This is a genomic window from Amycolatopsis sp. NPDC051102 (assembly GCF_040682815.1).
Classification (GTDB): Bacteria; Actinomycetota; Actinomycetes; order Mycobacteriales; family Pseudonocardiaceae; genus Amycolatopsis.
The window spans coordinates 176,608-190,554 of sequence record NZ_JBFBBT010000004.1; the positions used below are offsets into that span (position 1 = coordinate 176,608).

13 protein-coding genes are annotated in these 13,947 nt (G+C 71.5%); 10 read left to right on the plus strand and 3 right to left on the minus strand.

Features of this window, described 5'->3' with window-relative positions; translation table 11 throughout:
* Positions 1–68: 68 nt before the first annotated feature.
* Positions 69–722: an amino acid-binding protein gene (locus AB0M93_RS15245; protein WP_364273353.1), complete on the minus strand. Its 654-nt coding sequence runs from the start codon at positions 720–722 to the stop codon at positions 69–71.
* A gap of 236 nt (positions 723–958) precedes the next feature.
* On the opposite strand from AB0M93_RS15245, the gene gatC reads away from it, so the two are divergent.
* The 8 genes from gatC (at position 959) to AB0M93_RS15285 (ending at position 8,940) form a co-directional block, all read left to right on the plus strand.
* Positions 959–1,258, plus strand: a complete 300-nt coding sequence (gene gatC, locus AB0M93_RS15250) for an Asp-tRNA(Asn)/Glu-tRNA(Gln) amidotransferase subunit GatC (RefSeq protein WP_364258800.1) — start codon at positions 959–961, stop codon at positions 1,256–1,258.
* Positions 1,255–2,772 (plus strand): Asp-tRNA(Asn)/Glu-tRNA(Gln) amidotransferase subunit GatA, encoded by a 1,518-nt coding sequence (gatA, locus tag AB0M93_RS15255; RefSeq protein WP_364273356.1) that lies wholly within the window; start codon positions 1,255–1,257, stop codon positions 2,770–2,772. The genes gatC and gatA overlap by 4 nt, the downstream gene beginning before the upstream one ends.
* Positions 2,769–4,274, plus strand: a complete 1,506-nt coding sequence (gatB, locus tag AB0M93_RS15260; RefSeq protein ID WP_364273358.1) for an Asp-tRNA(Asn)/Glu-tRNA(Gln) amidotransferase subunit GatB — start codon at positions 2,769–2,771, stop codon at positions 4,272–4,274. Before gatA ends, gatB begins: the two co-directional genes overlap by 4 nt.
* Positions 4,275–4,282: 8 nt before the next feature.
* Positions 4,283–4,813: a hypothetical protein gene (locus AB0M93_RS15265; protein WP_364273360.1), complete on the plus strand. Its 531-nt coding sequence runs from the start codon at positions 4,283–4,285 to the stop codon at positions 4,811–4,813.
* Positions 4,814–5,082: 269 nt separating this feature from the next.
* A complete protein-coding gene (locus tag AB0M93_RS15270) occupies positions 5,083–6,165 on the plus strand; it encodes a Gfo/Idh/MocA family oxidoreductase (protein WP_364273363.1) in 1,083 nt (360 codons plus the stop codon).
* Entirely contained in the window at positions 6,162–7,082 is a 921-nt protein-coding gene (locus AB0M93_RS15275) for a PmoA family protein (protein WP_364273366.1), read from the plus strand. The genes AB0M93_RS15270 and AB0M93_RS15275 overlap by 4 nt, the downstream gene beginning before the upstream one ends.
* Entirely contained in the window at positions 7,079–7,798 is a 720-nt protein-coding gene (locus AB0M93_RS15280) for a cupin domain-containing protein (protein ID WP_364273369.1), read from the plus strand. Before AB0M93_RS15275 ends, AB0M93_RS15280 begins: the two co-directional genes overlap by 4 nt.
* On the plus strand, positions 7,798–8,940 hold the full coding sequence (locus AB0M93_RS15285; RefSeq protein WP_364273372.1) for a Gfo/Idh/MocA family oxidoreductase: 1,143 nt from the start codon (positions 7,798–7,800) through the stop codon (positions 8,938–8,940). The genes AB0M93_RS15280 and AB0M93_RS15285 overlap by 1 nt, the downstream gene beginning before the upstream one ends.
* A 96-nt stretch (positions 8,941–9,036) precedes the next feature.
* Here AB0M93_RS15285 and AB0M93_RS15290 read toward each other — a convergent pair whose 3' ends face one another.
* Positions 9,037–10,245, minus strand: coding sequence for a PQQ-dependent sugar dehydrogenase (locus AB0M93_RS15290; protein ID WP_364273375.1), 1,209 nt, complete (start codon positions 10,243–10,245; stop codon positions 9,037–9,039).
* A gap of 65 nt (positions 10,246–10,310) precedes the next feature.
* Here AB0M93_RS15290 and AB0M93_RS15295 point away from each other — a divergent pair, with 65 nt between their 5' ends.
* Both AB0M93_RS15295 and AB0M93_RS15300 read left to right on the plus strand, forming a co-directional pair.
* Positions 10,311–11,219: a 2-hydroxyacid dehydrogenase gene (locus tag AB0M93_RS15295; RefSeq protein ID WP_364273378.1), complete on the plus strand. Its 909-nt coding sequence runs from the start codon at positions 10,311–10,313 to the stop codon at positions 11,217–11,219.
* Between the two features lie 37 nt (positions 11,220–11,256).
* On the plus strand, positions 11,257–11,832 hold the full coding sequence (locus AB0M93_RS15300) for a DoxX family protein (protein ID WP_364273381.1): 576 nt from the start codon (positions 11,257–11,259) through the stop codon (positions 11,830–11,832).
* 184 nt (positions 11,833–12,016) lie between these two features.
* On the opposite strand, the gene ilvD is transcribed toward AB0M93_RS15300, so the two are convergent.
* A complete protein-coding gene (gene ilvD / locus AB0M93_RS15305; RefSeq protein WP_364273383.1) occupies positions 12,017–13,861 on the minus strand; it encodes a dihydroxy-acid dehydratase in 1,845 nt (614 codons plus the stop codon).
* Positions 13,862–13,947: the final 86 nt, after the last annotated feature.

Below are 13,947 nucleotides of genomic sequence, written 5' to 3' on the forward strand. Positions count from 1 at the left end.
AGGGCTGCCGGAAAAGGGACGAGCCCGCGTGGGGCTCGTCCCTTTTCCGACGACGGGATTGGTCTGCGCTAGCCGTCGAGGACGACCGCGACGATGCCGGCGAGGTGGGCCAGGCGGGCGACCTCGGCGGCGCGGAAGTTCGGGCCACCCGGGCGGGCGACGAGCAGGGCCTTGCCCGGTTTGCCGAGCGGGGTCGCCGCCAGCTCGGTGCCGAGCTCCTTCCACGTCTCCGGGATCCAGGCTTCCTCGCTGTCGAGGACGGTCGCGCGCTCGAGCGGCAGCCACGGCAGATCCGTGATCGGCGTCTCCGGCGCCGCGCTCGACGAAGCCAGACGGACCGCGCCGGTCTCGGCGTACTCGACGATCATCGCCCAGCCCGCGCGCACGATGCGGGGGACGCCCTCGGCGAGGATGTCGAGGCCGGACTTCGGCTGCGCCGCGATCTCTTCGACCAGTTCCAGCTCACGGTGGGTGTCCAGGACGCCCGCGTACGGCCGGACCGCGTCCACTTCGACGCCTTCGACGCTCTCGGCCGCCGTGATCAGCGCGTCGGGCAGGCGGCCCGACGGCAGCTCGACCACCAGGTCGTCGACCGCGACTCCGGTGCCGCGCTCGACGACGTCGACGCTGAGGATGTCGGCGCCTACCGTGCCCAGCGCCGTGGCGACCGCGCCGAGGGTCCCCGGGCTGTCCGGAAGGATGACCCGGATCAGGAACGACACCACGCGCCCCTCTCACCTCTGGCGTCCCAGCCTTGCCGTGGGACGCTCGATGCCGGTCGCCGATTGTGACAGACCCACCCGGCTCGTGGGACCTGCTGTCCGCCGGGCGGGATGCGAGCGTCGCCGGACGGCAGCCTGCCTGCGCCGGGCGTAACCCAGTCGAGTCCGCCCGCGCCGCCACCATAGACTTGCAGCTTCCGAGACAACCCGCACAGCACAACCCGGGAGTCACCCGCGTGCCCAACATTTCCCGAGACGAGGTCGCGCACCTCGCGAAGCTGGCCAGGCTGGCCGTGACCGACGACGAGCTCGACGTCTTCGCCGGCCAGCTCGACCAGATCCTGGACTCGGTGGCCAAGGTGAGCGAGGTCGCCGCCGATGACGTGCCGCCGACGTCGCACGCCGTGCCGCTGACGAACGTCTTCCGACAGGACGTCGTCGTCCCCGGGCTCTCGCAGCAGCAGGCGCTGGCCGGTGCGCCGGCCGCCGAGGACGGGCGTTTCCGGGTGCCGCGGATTCTGGGGGAAGAGCAGTGACCGAGCTCATCAAGCTGACCGCCGCGGAGCTGGCGGAGAAGATCCACGCGCGTGAGGTGTCCGCGGTCGAGGTCACGCAGGCCCACCTGGACCGGATCGCCGAGGTCGACGACCACATCCACGCGTTCCTGCACGTCGACACCGAGGGCGCGCTCGCCGCCGCCAAGGCCGTCGACGAGGGCATCGCCGGTGGTGACGCGCCCGCGTCGCCGCTGGCCGGCGTGCCGCTCGCGCTGAAGGACGTCCTCACCACCGAGGGCGTGCCGACGACCTGTGGTTCGAAAACGCTCGAAGGCTGGATCCCGCCGTACGACGCGACCGTGACGCGCAAGCTGCGCGAAGCCGGTGTCGTGATTCTCGGCAAGACGAACATGGACGAGTTCGCCATGGGGTCGTCGACCGAGAACTCCGCGTACGGCCCGACGCACAACCCGTGGGACCACGCCCGCATCCCGGGCGGGTCGGGCGGTGGCTCGTCGGCGTCGATCGCGGCGTTCGAAGCGGCCATCGCCATCGGCACCGACACCGGTGGGTCGATCCGGCAGCCCGGGTCGGTGACCGGGACCGTCGGGGTCAAGCCCACCTACGGCGGTGTCTCGCGCTACGGCCTTGTCGCTTTTTCGTCGTCGCTCGACCAGGCCGGCCCCTGCGCGCGGACGGTGCTCGACGCCGCCCTGCTGCACGAGGTCATCGCCGGGTACGACCCGCGGGACTCGACCTCGATCGACGCGCCGGTGCCGCCGGTGGTCGCCGCCGCCCGCCAGGGCATGACCGGTGATCTCAAGGGCGTCAAGGTCGGCGTCGTGAAGGAGTTCGGCGGCGACGGCTACCAGCCGGGCGTGGAGCGGTCGTTCCAGGCCGCCGTCGAGCAGCTGCGTGCGCTCGGGGCCGAGGTCGTCGAAGTCTCGTGTCCGCATTTCGTCTACGCGCTGCCCGCGTACTACCTGATCGCGCCGAGCGAGTGCTCGTCGAACCTCGCGCGGTTCGACGCCATGCGCTACGGCCTGCGCGTCGCCGACGACGGCACGCACAGCGCCGAAGAGGTCATGTCGCTGACCCGCGAGAAGGGCTTCGGCGCCGAGGTCAAGCGGCGCATCATGCTGGGCACCTACGCGTTGTCGTCCGGCTACTACGACGCTTACTACGGCTCGGCGCAGAAGGTGCGCACGCTGATCACGCGTGACTTCGACGCCGCCTTCGAAAAGGTCGATGTCCTCGTTTCGCCCACGACGCCGACCACAGCGTTCAAGATCGGCGAGCGCGTCGACGACCCGATGGCGATGTACCTCGCCGACCTGTGCACGATCCCGTCGAACCTCGCCGGCAACGCCGCGATGAGCGTGCCGAGCGGGCTGTCCGACGAGGACGGCCTGCCGGTCGGCCTGCAGATCATGGCCCCGGCGCTGGCCGACGACCGGCTCTACCGGGTCGGCGCCGCATACGAAGCCGCGCGCGACGCCGCCGCTGGTGGGGCGCTCATCCACAAGGTCCCGGAGCTGGGAGGAACGAAGTGACTGCCGTGGCCGAGTTGATGGACTACGCCGACGTCGTCGAGCGGTTCGACCCCGTGCTCGGGCTCGAGGTGCACGTCGAGCTGAACACGAACACGAAGATGTTCTGCGGCTGCCCGAACGAGTTCGGCGGCGAGCCGAACACGAAGGTCTGCCCGACCTGCCTGGGCCTGCCCGGGGCGCTGCCGGCGGTCAACGGCAAGGCCGTCGAGGGCGCGATCCGGATCGGTCTCGCGCTGAACTGCGAGATCGCCGAATGGTGCCGGTTCGCCCGGAAGAACTACTTCTACCCGGACATGCCGAAGAACTTCCAGACCTCGCAGTACGACGAGCCGATCGCCTTCAACGGCTACCTCGACGTCACGCTCGACGACGGCGAGGTCGTGCGCGTGGAGATCGAGCGCGCGCACATGGAGGAGGACACCGGGAAGTCGCTGCACGTCGGCGGCGCCACCGGCCGGATCCACGGTGCCGAGCACTCGCTGCTCGACTACAACCGGGCCGGCGTTCCGCTGATCGAAATCGTCACCAAGCCGATCGAGGGCACCGGCGAGCGGGCGCCCGAGGTCGCGCGCGCGTACGTCTCGGCGTTGCGTGACCTGCTTCGCGCCCTCGACGTGTCCGACGTCCGGATGGACCAGGGCTCGCTGCGGTGCGACGCGAACGTCTCGCTCATGGCGAAGGACGCGACCGAGTTCGGCACCCGCACCGAGACGAAGAACGTCAACTCGCTGCGCAGCGTCGAGCGCGCCGTCCGGTACGAGATGACGCGGCAGGCGGCGATCCTCGCCGAGGGCGGTTCGATCAAGCAGGAGACGCGGCACTTCCAGGAGGCCGACGGCACCACGTCGCCAGGCCGGACGAAGGAGACCGCCGAGGACTACCGGTACTTCCCGGAGCCCGACCTGGTCCCGATCGCGCCGTCGCGCGAATGGGTCGAACAGCTGCGCGGCACGCTGCCGGAGATGCCGGCGGAACGGCGGAAGCGGATCCAGCAGGAGTGGTCGCTTTCCGACGAAGCCCTGCGTGACCTGCTGAACGTCGGTGCCGTCGACCTCGTCGCGGCCACGGTCGAAGCCGGGGCCAAGCCGGACGAGGCGCGCGGCTGGTGGGTCAACACCCTCGCCCAAGAGGCGAACGCGCGCGAGGTCGAGCTGACCGACCTGGCGATCACGCCGAAGCAGGTGGCCGAGGTCATCGGGTTGGTGTCGTCCGGTGAACTGACGAACAAGCTCGCCAAGGAGGTCGTCCAGGGTGTGCTCGCCGGTGAAGGCGAGCCGCGGGACGTCGTCGAGAAGCGCGGGCTGAAGGTCGTCTCGGACGACTCGGCGCTGCTCGCGGCGATCGATGAAGCCCTGGCGGCGCAGCCCGACGTCGCGGACAAGATCCGCGGCGGGAAGGTCGCCGCGGCGGGGGCCATCGTCGGCGCGGTCATGAAGGCGACCAAGGGGCAGGCCGACGCCAAGCGCGTCCGGGAACTGATCATCGAGCGCGTCGGTTCCTGACCGGTTTCATGACACAGCCGTTCTCCGTCAAAAGCGTCACCTGGCGCGAGTGGCTCGGCCTGGCGGCCGGGCTGCTCGCGCTGGGTTCGACGTTCCTGCCGTGGACGACCCTCAGTGCCGGTAAGCCGGACATCGAGAGCATCCTCGCGCAGCTGCCGCACGGTGACGTCGTCCGCGACGCCTGGCACGCGAGCTTCTTCGCCTGGTGCCCGCCGCTGCCGCTGCTGCTGGCCGGTCTCGTCGTGGTCGTCTTCGGGCGAATCCGGAACCTGCGGGTCAGCGGCTTGCCGCACCTGTGGCTGGTGGTCGCCGCCGCATCGCTGCTGATGATGGTCATCGGCTGGGTCACCCTCGACTGGGAGTTCGACGCCGACCAGCGCGGCATCTTCGACGCCGCCGGGATCACCATCGGGGCTGGCCTCGGCCGGTTCCTCGGGCTGTTCGCGGGGCTGGTGTCCGTCGTGGTCGCTTTCCTGGACGTGCGGGCGATGCGCGCCGAAAGCCGGCAGCCGCGGAAGGTGCGCAGCAAGAGCCGCTGATCCTCCATCGGGGGACGGGTGAGGGCCCCTCGGTGGTTTCGGCAAGGTTCCTAACGTTGGGTGAATTTCCGACCTGGTGTCGGAGTCGTCCGTCCGGTTGATCGGTGGCGTTGACAACGTTGACATCGGCGGCGGCCGTTGCGTGAGAAAGCGCTTTCTGCAACGGTCGGAGAGGTGCCGCCCCGCACGAGGAGGTCGCTCGGCCGCGGGCATATGGACGGCGCGGACCGGCGCCGTCCGGGCGCCGGAGCCGAGGAAGGAGACCCCTGTTGGCCCAGGGAAAGCGCTTACGGGTCGCCGTCGTCGGGACCGGGGCCATCGCGGACAGCCACCGGGCCGCCTACCAGGCCCATCGCGATGACGTCGACATCGTGGCCGCCGTCGACATCGACGAGGGCCGGGTGGCCGCGTTCTGTGCCGGGATCGGACACGCCCGGCCCTACCATGACCTCGGCACCCTGCTCGCCGAGCAGGAGCCCGACCTCGTCTCGATCTGCACCCCGCCGAGCCTGCACGTCGAGCAGACGACGAAAGCCCTCGAGAGCGGCGCCTGGGTTTGGTGCGAGAAGCCGCCGTGCCGGTCTCTCGCCGAATACGACGAAATGACCGCCGCCGAGCGGGACGGGGGGCCGTACGCGGCCTTCGTCTACCAGCAGCGGTCCGGCTCGGCCGCCGCGCACTTCCGGGCCCTGCTCGCGGACGGGGAGCTGGGCCGTCCGCTCGTCGCCCACTGCCAGACCACGTGGTTCCGCGACGCCGCTTACTACGCCGTGCCGTGGCGTGGACGCTGGGAGACCGAGGGCGGCGGCCCGGCCATGGGGCACGGCATCCACCAGATGGATCTGCTGCTCCACCTGCTCGGTGACTGGGCCGAGGTCCGCGCGATGACCGCGCGGCTCGTGCACGACGTCGAGACCGAAGACGTCTCCACCGCGCTTGTCCGGTTCGAGTCGGGGGCGCTTGCCACCGTCGTCAACAGCGTCCTCTCGCCGGACGAAGTCAGCCGGATCCGCATTGACTGCGAGCGCGCCACCGCCGAGCTGACTCATCTCTACGGATATGGCGTCAAGGACTGGTGCTACACGCCGGCGCCGCACGTCGGGGGCGAGATCGTCGAACGCTGGCACACTCCGGCCGCCGACGTCGACAGCTCGCACGCTGCCGCCTTCACGCCGATCCTCGCCGCGTACCGGGCCGGGCGGCGGCCGCCGTGCAGCGGGGATGACGGGCGGCAGGTGCTGGAGTTCGTCGCGGCGCTCTACAAGTCCGCGGCCACCGGGGCCGGCGTCCGGCGCGGGGAGATCGGGCCCGGCGACGCCTTCTACCGCTCGATGGCCGGGACCGCCGCGTGAGCGCCGCGATCACGGTCACCCACCGGCACGGCGAGCACGTCGCCGTGGAGGCGGGCGGCGTCCAGCTGATGTCCTATGTGTACAAGCCCGACCCGGTCGCCTTCGAGTCGCGCAAGCCCTACGTCCATCCGCTGCGGACCCTCGGCGGCCGGCACGTCAGCGGGTACCGGCCCGCCGACCACCGGTGGCACAAGGGCCTGCAGATGACGTCCAGCCACCTGTCCGGCCAGAACTTCTGGGGCGGCCACACCTACGTCCCCGGCCAGTGGTACCAGCAGCTGCCCGACCGCATCGGCTCCATGCGGCACGACGGGTTCACCGCCTTCACCGTCGAACCCGACCGGCTGAGCTTCACCGAGGCCCTCACCTGGGTCGCCAACGGCGGTGACGAGTGGGCGCGGGAGCGGCGCGACATCGTCGTCCACTCGGTCGAGCCTGCGGAAGGGACGTGGGCGCTCGACTGGGGGATCGAGCTGACCAACATCCGTGACACGCCGCTCGTGTTCGGCAGCCCGACCACCGCCGGTCGCGAACGGGCCGGGTACACCGGCCTGCACTGGCGGGGGCCGCGGGACTTCGGCGGCGGCCGTGTTCTCGGGCCCGGCGACCTCGAGGGCGACGAGATGATGGGTGCGCAGGCGCCGTGGCTCGCGTTCGTCGGCGAGCACGACGACGTCGACGCGCACTCGACGCTCCTCTTCGCCCACGCGCCCGAAAACGACAAGGCCATCCACGAGTCGCACTGGTTCGTCCGTTCCCAGGAGACGCCCATGGTCGCTTTCTCGTGGGCGTTCTTCGAGGAATTCGCCCTGCCGCCGGACGAAAGCTTCACCTACCGCTACCGGATCGTCGTCGCCGACGGCGCCTGGGACCGCGACCGGGTCACCCGCTACCTGGACGGTCACGGATGGTCATGAACGAATTCCCGCTACCGGGCGGCATCGGCGTCTCGCACCTGCGCGCCTACGACTGGGCGGCCGAGGACGGCGTCTGCGGCGGCAGTCCGCACCTGCACCTCGCCTGCACCGAGGCCTACGTCGTCACCGGGGGACGAGGGGCCGTCCAGACGCTGAGCGTCGGCGGCTACGTGGAGACGCCGCTGGAAGCCGGGGTCATCGCGTGGTTCGCGCCCGGCACCGTGCACCGGATGGTGCAGGACGACGGCCTGCGCGTCACGGTGCTGATGCAGAACAGCGGGCTGCCGGAGGCGGGAGACGCCGTGTTCACGTTCCCGCCCGACGTGCTCGCCGACGCGGTGGCCTATGCCGAAGCGGCGGCGCCGCCGAAAACCGACGACGCCGCACGGCGCCGTCGTGACCTGGCCGTTCGCGGGTACCTGCCGCTGCGGGACGCCCTGCGGGACGGCGACCCCGAGCCGCTGCGAACTTTTCACCGGGCGGCCGTCGCGCTCGTCGCGCCGAAGGTCGCAGAGTGGGTACCGCGCTGGCGCGCCGGGGCGCTGAAGGCCGCCGAGCTGACCGGCGCGCACCTCACGGCCCTCGCCGACGGCGACGGGAGCCACCTCGACCGGTCCGGCGTGCGGGTCGCGACGCCGTCGAACCCGGACGGCTACGGCATGTGCGGACGCCGCGCCGAATACGACATCCCGCTCGACCAGGAAGGCCTGCAGTGATGAACCAGTCCAGCATCGGAGTGCTGCTCAACGGGGTGACGGGCCGGATGGGGTACCGGCAGCACCTGCTCCGGTCGGTCCTGGCGATCCGCGACCAGGGCGGCGTCGCCCTGCCGGACGGCAGCCGCGTGCAGCTCGAGCCGATCCTCGCCGGGCGCAGCGCCGCGAAACTCAAGGACCTCGCCGACCGCCACGGCCTCACGGCGTGGACCACGGACGCCGGCTCCGCGTTGCAGGACGCCGACATCTACTTCGACGCGCAGCTGACGTCGGCGCGGGAGCCGTCGGTGCGGGCGGCGATCGCCGCGGGCAAGCACGTCTACGCCGAGAAGCCGCTGGCCGAGTCGCTGCCGGCGGCGCTGGAGCTCGCCGCGCTCGCCCGCGACGCCGGGATTTGTCACGGCGTCGTCCACGACAAGCTGTTCCTGCCCGGGCTGCTGAAACTGCGGCGGCTGATCGACGGCGGGTTCTTCGGCCGGATCCTGTCGGTGCGCGGCGAGTTCGGCTACTGGGTCTTCGAGGGCGACTGGCAGGAGGCGCAGCGCCCGAGCTGGAACTACCGCGCCGAGGACGGCGGCGGCATCGTGCTCGACATGTTCTGCCACTGGAACTACGTGCTGGAGAACCTCTTCGGCCGCGTTTCGGCGGTGACGGCCAAGGCCGTGACGCACATCCCGCGCCGCTGGGACGAGCAAGGCGAGGCGTACGCGGCGACGGCGGACGACGCCGCGTACGGCATCTTCGAGCTGGAGTCGGGGGCCATCGCACAGATCAACTCGTCGTGGTCGACGCGGGTCTTCCGCGACGAACTGGTCGAGTTCCAGGTCGACGGCACCGAGGGCAGCGCGGTCGCCGGGCTGCGGCGCTGCCGCGGCCAGCACCGCTCGGCGACGCCGAAGCCCGTGTGGAACCCCGACCTGCCCGCGACCGAGCCGTTCCGCGACCAGTGGCAGGAAGTGCCCGACAACGCCGAGTTCGACAACGGCTTCAAGACGCAGTGGGAGGAGTTCGTGCGGGACGTGGTCGCGGGACGGCAACACCGGTACGACTTCTTCTCGGCGGCGCGGGGGCTGCAGCTGGCGGAGGCCGGGTTGACGTCGTCGGCGGAGGGGCGCCGGGTGGAGCTGAAGCCGCTGAGCTGACCGGCTGCCGGAGCAGGTGGGCCGTGCCCGGCGGGGGTGGGGCACGGCCGGCCGTCCCGGATCAACGCCGTGGTCGGCTACGGGGACATCCGCAGCTCAGTCCTTGCCGTTGCCGCCGCCGGAGGTGGCCGGGGTGATCAGGACCACTCGGTCGTCGCTCGAGACCGGGGTTCCGCCGTCCTTGTTGACCGTGCCCGCCACCGCCATCTGCGGGCTGATCATGCTCATGCCCGCCAGCCGTCCGTACGTCACCGGGGGCTTGCCCGTCTTGCCGTCGAGGCTGACCGTCGGCTGGCCGCTGATCGCGCCCTCCGGGGTCACCGGGAGGTTCTGCAGGTTTCCGGCCAGGGAGGTGCCGACCGACAGCGAGCCGTTGGCGTCGACGAAGTCGGCGCAGCCCGCGACGCCCGGTTTGTCCGGCCACGTCCACGCCGGCGTCGTCAGCGGCCGGCCGGCCTGGAGGCGGTAGAGGGCGTCCTTGTCGGCGAGCCGGTCGGTGACCCAGACGCGGCCGCCGTCGGCGGAGGCGCACACCCCGCCCGGCGCGTGCAGGCCCGCTGCCACCGCCAGGGCGCCGTTCGGGTTGCCCGCCGCGGCCTTGCCCGACGTGTCGATGCGCAGCACCTTCCCGGCGAGGGAGTTCGCGTCGGCCGCCGCGTTCGGGTTGCCCGCGTCGCCGGTGGCGACCAGGAGCGCGCCCCGGTTGTCGGTGCCGATCGTGCCGCGGTTGCCGGTCGCGCCCTTCGGGATGCCCGTGAGCACCGGCTTCGGCGCCTGGCCCTTCGCGAACCGGACCACGCGGTTGTCGGTCGCCGTCGTGATGTAGGCGAAGACCAGCTGGTCTTCGACGTACGACGGCGAGAGCGCGAGCCCGGTCAGGCCGCCGTCGCCGGCCGGCTGGACGTCGAGCTTCGCGAAGTCCGTCGCCTCCTTGCCGCTCGTCGCCAGCAGGACGCGGCCGCTCTTGCGCTCGCCAGCCAGCGCACTCGGCGTGGAGCCGTCGCCCGGCAGGCCGGCCACCGCCGCCACGGTGTCCAGGCAGGTCGCGATCACCGACGAATCGAAGTCCTTGCAGCCCTGGGGCGGCGGCACCGGTGCGGCCGACTGGCCCGGGCGCGGCTGCCTGCCGTCGCTGCCCGAGTCCGCGCCGGGGCCCTGGACCTCGGGCGGCGATTCGGGGCTCGGCACGGGGGCGGGGCTGAACGTCTGGCCCGCCGCGGTGTCGTCGAACCGCGCACATCCGGCGGGCAGCAGGACGCCGCAGGCCACGATCGCCAGCAGGGCCGAGCGGTACCGGGTGCGCATGATCCCCCAGCCTAGGGGCCGGTGCGTGAACCATGGGTGAGTACTCCTCGGTTACGTTGGAGATCATGACGCTGACCGTGCTGGTGCCCGACGACGAGGGCATGTCCGTGCTCGCCGAGGTTCCGCGGGTCCTGCCCGTGCGCTACCAGTGGGGCGATCCGGTGCCGCCCGAGGCCGGGAAGGCCGAGGTGCTCATCCCCGGCAAGCACCCGCCGGGCGAGCAGCTGTGGCGGACCGTGCCGAACCTGAAGCTGATCCAGCTGCTGTCCGCCGGCGCCGAGGACTGGGTCGGCCGGGTGCCCGACGGCGTCCTCCTCTCCACCTGCCGCGGCGCGCACGGCGGGAGCACCGCGGAGTGGGTCGTCGCCGTGCTGCTGTCGGTGTACCGGCAGCTGGACGTCTTCGCCGCGGCGCAGCGCGAGGGCCGGTGGGTGCGGCGGACGACCGAAACGCTGCAGGGCAAGCGGGTGCTCGTCATCGGCGCCGGCGACCTCGGGCAGCACCTGCGGCGCCGGCTGGAGCCGTTCGACGCGCGCTGCACGATGGTCGGGATGACCGCGCGGGAGGGCGTGCACGGCGTGCGGGAGCTGCCCGGCCTGCTCGAGCTGCACGACGTCGTGGTGCTGATGGTGCCGCTGACCTCGCGCACGCGGGGCATGGTCGACGCGGACTTCCTGTCGCGGATGCGCGACGGCGCAGTGCTGGTCAACGTCTCGCGCGGCGCCGTCGTGGTCACCGACGCCCTGGTCGCCGAACTGACCACCGGACGGCTGCGGGCCGCCCTGGACGTCACCGATCCCGAGCCGCCGCCCGCCGGGCACCCGCTGTGGACGGCGCCGGGGCTGCTGCTGACTCCGCACGTCGGCGGGGCCGTGCGCGGTGTGCGTGGTCGTTCGTACGCCGTCGCCGCGGCGGAGATCGCCCGATACGCAGGTGGGGAGCTGCCCGACAACCTCGTCCACGGGGAATACTGAGCTCGCCAGGGCCGCGCGATTCCCCTAACCTGCGCGGGTGAGCAGTGGAGACGACTTTTCGCAGCAGCCCACCAGCCTCCTGTCGGGTGTCGAGGACGATCGGTCGGACGACACGCCGCGCCAGGGCGGCCTCGGGCTCGGCCTGCTGATCCTGCGGCTGGCGCTCGGCCTGACCATGGGCGCGCACGGTCTGCAGCACCTGTTCGGCCTGTTCGGCGGCCCGGGCATCGGCGGGTTCGCGCGGATGCTGGAGATGTTCGGCTACCACAAGCAGACGACGCTGCTGTCGTGGATCACCGGCATCACCGAGGTCGGCGGCGGCCTGCTGGTGATCGTCGGGCTGTTCACGCCGCTGGCGGCGGCCGGGCTGCTCGGGGTGGCGGCCAACGCGGTGTACGCGAAGTTCCACGGCGGGTTCTTCGAGGGGCAGGGCCAGGGTTTCGAGCTGGAGCTGCTGCTCGGGGCGGCGGCGTTGAGCCTGCTGTTCACCGGGTCCGGGCCGATTTCGCTGGAGCGGAACACGCCTTGGCGGAAGCGGCCGTTGCCGCTGGGACTGGTGTCACTGCTGCTGGCGACGGCCGCGACGGTCGTGGTCATCGTTCTGACGCGGTAGCGGTCGCCGGCTGGGGACAACTCGGGGCTCGGGGCGGCCCTGTGGACAACTGCGGCTCGCGGGCCCGGAATTGTCGGTGGCCGCGAGTAACGTTGAAACCGGGGGTCCCCCAAGAGCGGCGGGGAGTTTTCGGCACGAAAAAGCCGCCCCGGGTCAGCGGGGCGGCTCTCGGTTCAGGTCAGGACTACTTGTTCACGTCGCGGACCGCGCCGGTGTCCGCCGACGTCGCCATCCGGGCGTAGGCGCGCAGGGCCGCCGTCACCGGGCGCTGGCGGTCCTTCGGCTGCCACGGCCGCTCGGCTGCCTCCATCTTCGCGCGGCGCTCCGCCAGCACTGACTCGTCGACCAGGAGCTCCAGGCGTCGCTCGTGGATGTCCAGGAGGATCCGGTCGCCGTTCTCGACCAGGCCGATCAGGCCGCCCGCGGCCGCCTCCGGGGAGATGTGGCCCACCGAAATGCCCGACGAACCGCCCGAGAACCGGCCGTCCGTGATCAGGGCGCACTTCTTGCCGAGGCCCGAGCCCTTGAGGAACGCCGTCGGGTGCAGCATCTCCTGCATGCCCGGGCCGCCCGCCGGGCCCTCGTAGCGGATCACCAGGACTTCGCCCGGCTGGATCTCCTTCTTCAGGATCGCCGACACCGCCTCCTCCTGGCTCTCCAGCACCCGGGCCGGGCCCTCGAAGTGCCACAGGTCCTCGTCGATGCCCGCGGCCTTGATCACCGCGCCGTTCTCCGCGAGGTTGCCGCGCAGGATCGCCAGGCCGCCGTCCTTCGTGTACGCGTGCTCGACGTCGCGGATGCAGCCTTCCGCCGCGTCCGTGTCCAGCGACGACCAGCGGTTCGACGTCGAGAACGCCTGCGTCGTGCGGACCCCGCCCGGCGCCGCGTGGAAGAGCTCGACCGCGGCAGGGGACGGCGAAGCAGCCCGGATGTCCCAGGCGCCGAGCCACGACTCGATGTCCCGCGAGTGCACCGACCACACGTCGGTGTTGAGCAGGCCGCCGCGGTAGAGCTCGCCCAGGATCGCCGGGATTCCGCCGGCCCGGTGGACGTCTTCCATGTGGTAGTCGGAGTTCGGCGCCACCTTCGACAGGCACGGCACGCGGCGGCCGATCGCGTCGATGTCGGCGATGGTGAAGTCGACCTCGCCCTCCTGCGCCGCGGCGAGGATGTGCAGCACCGTGTTCGTCGAGCCGCCCATCGCCATGTCCAGGGCCATCGCGTTCTCGAACGCCGCCTTCGACGCGATCGAACGCGGCAGGACCGAAGCGTCGTCCTCCTCGTACCAGCGGCGGCACAGCTCGACGACCGTGCGGCCGGCCTCCTCGAACAGCGCGCGACGCGCCGCGTGCGTCGCCAGCGTCGAGCCGTTGCCGGGAAGCGACAACCCGAGGGCCTCGGTGAGGCAGTTCATCGAGTTCGCGGTGAACATGCCGGAGCAGGAGCCGCAGGTCGGGCAGGCCGAACGCTCGACGACGTCGAGACCCTCGTCGTCGACCTCGGTGCTCGCCGACGCCGCGATCGCGGTGATCAGGTCGGTCGGGGCCTGCGCGACGCCGCCCACCACCACGGCCTTGCCGGCCTCCATCGGGCCACCCGAGACGAACACGACCGGGATGTTCAGGCGCATCGCCGCGTTGAGCATGCCCGGGGTGATCTTGTCGCAGTTGGAGATGCACACGAGCGCGTCGGCCTGGTGCGCGTTGACCATGTACTCCACCGAGTCGGCGATGATTTCGCGCGACGGCAGCGAATAGAGCATGCCGGAGTGGCCCATCGCGATGCCGTCGTCGACGGCGATCGTGTGGAACTCGCGCGCGACGCCGCCCGCTTCCTTGACCGCGTCCGCGACGATCTCGCCGAGGTCCTTGAGGTGCACGTGGCCGGGCACGAACTGCGTGTAGGAGTTGGCGATCGCGACGATCGGCTTGCCGAAGTCGCTGTCGGTCATGCCCGTGGCGCGCCAGAGCGAGCGTGCGCCCGCCGCGTTGCGGCCGTGGGTGGTGGTCCGGGAACGGAGAGGCGGCACGGAAACTCCCAGGTCAAAGGGTGGCCGGCGAAACTGGTAGGACCAATTTACGCTGCCGGGCGCAGCTCGTCCGCTGAGGGTGGGGG

Bases quoted from the DNA above. Each gene is read 5' to 3' on its own strand.
- AB0M93_RS15265 (WP_364273360.1), top strand. From the start codon at position 4,283: ATGACACAGCCGTTCTCCGTCAAAAGCGTCACCTGGCGCGAGTGGCTC.
- AB0M93_RS15280 (WP_364273369.1), top strand. From the start codon at position 7,079: ATGAACGAATTCCCGCTACCGGGCGGCATCGGCGTCTCGCACCTGCGC.
- AB0M93_RS15285 (WP_364273372.1), top strand. From the start codon at position 7,798: ATGAACCAGTCCAGCATCGGAGTGCTGCTCAACGGGGTGACGGGCCGG.
- AB0M93_RS15290 (WP_364273375.1), bottom strand. From the start codon at position 10,245: ATGCGCACCCGGTACCGCTCGGCCCTGCTGGCGATCGTGGCCTGCGGC.
- AB0M93_RS15295 (WP_364273378.1), top strand. From the start codon at position 10,311: ATGACGCTGACCGTGCTGGTGCCCGACGACGAGGGCATGTCCGTGCTC.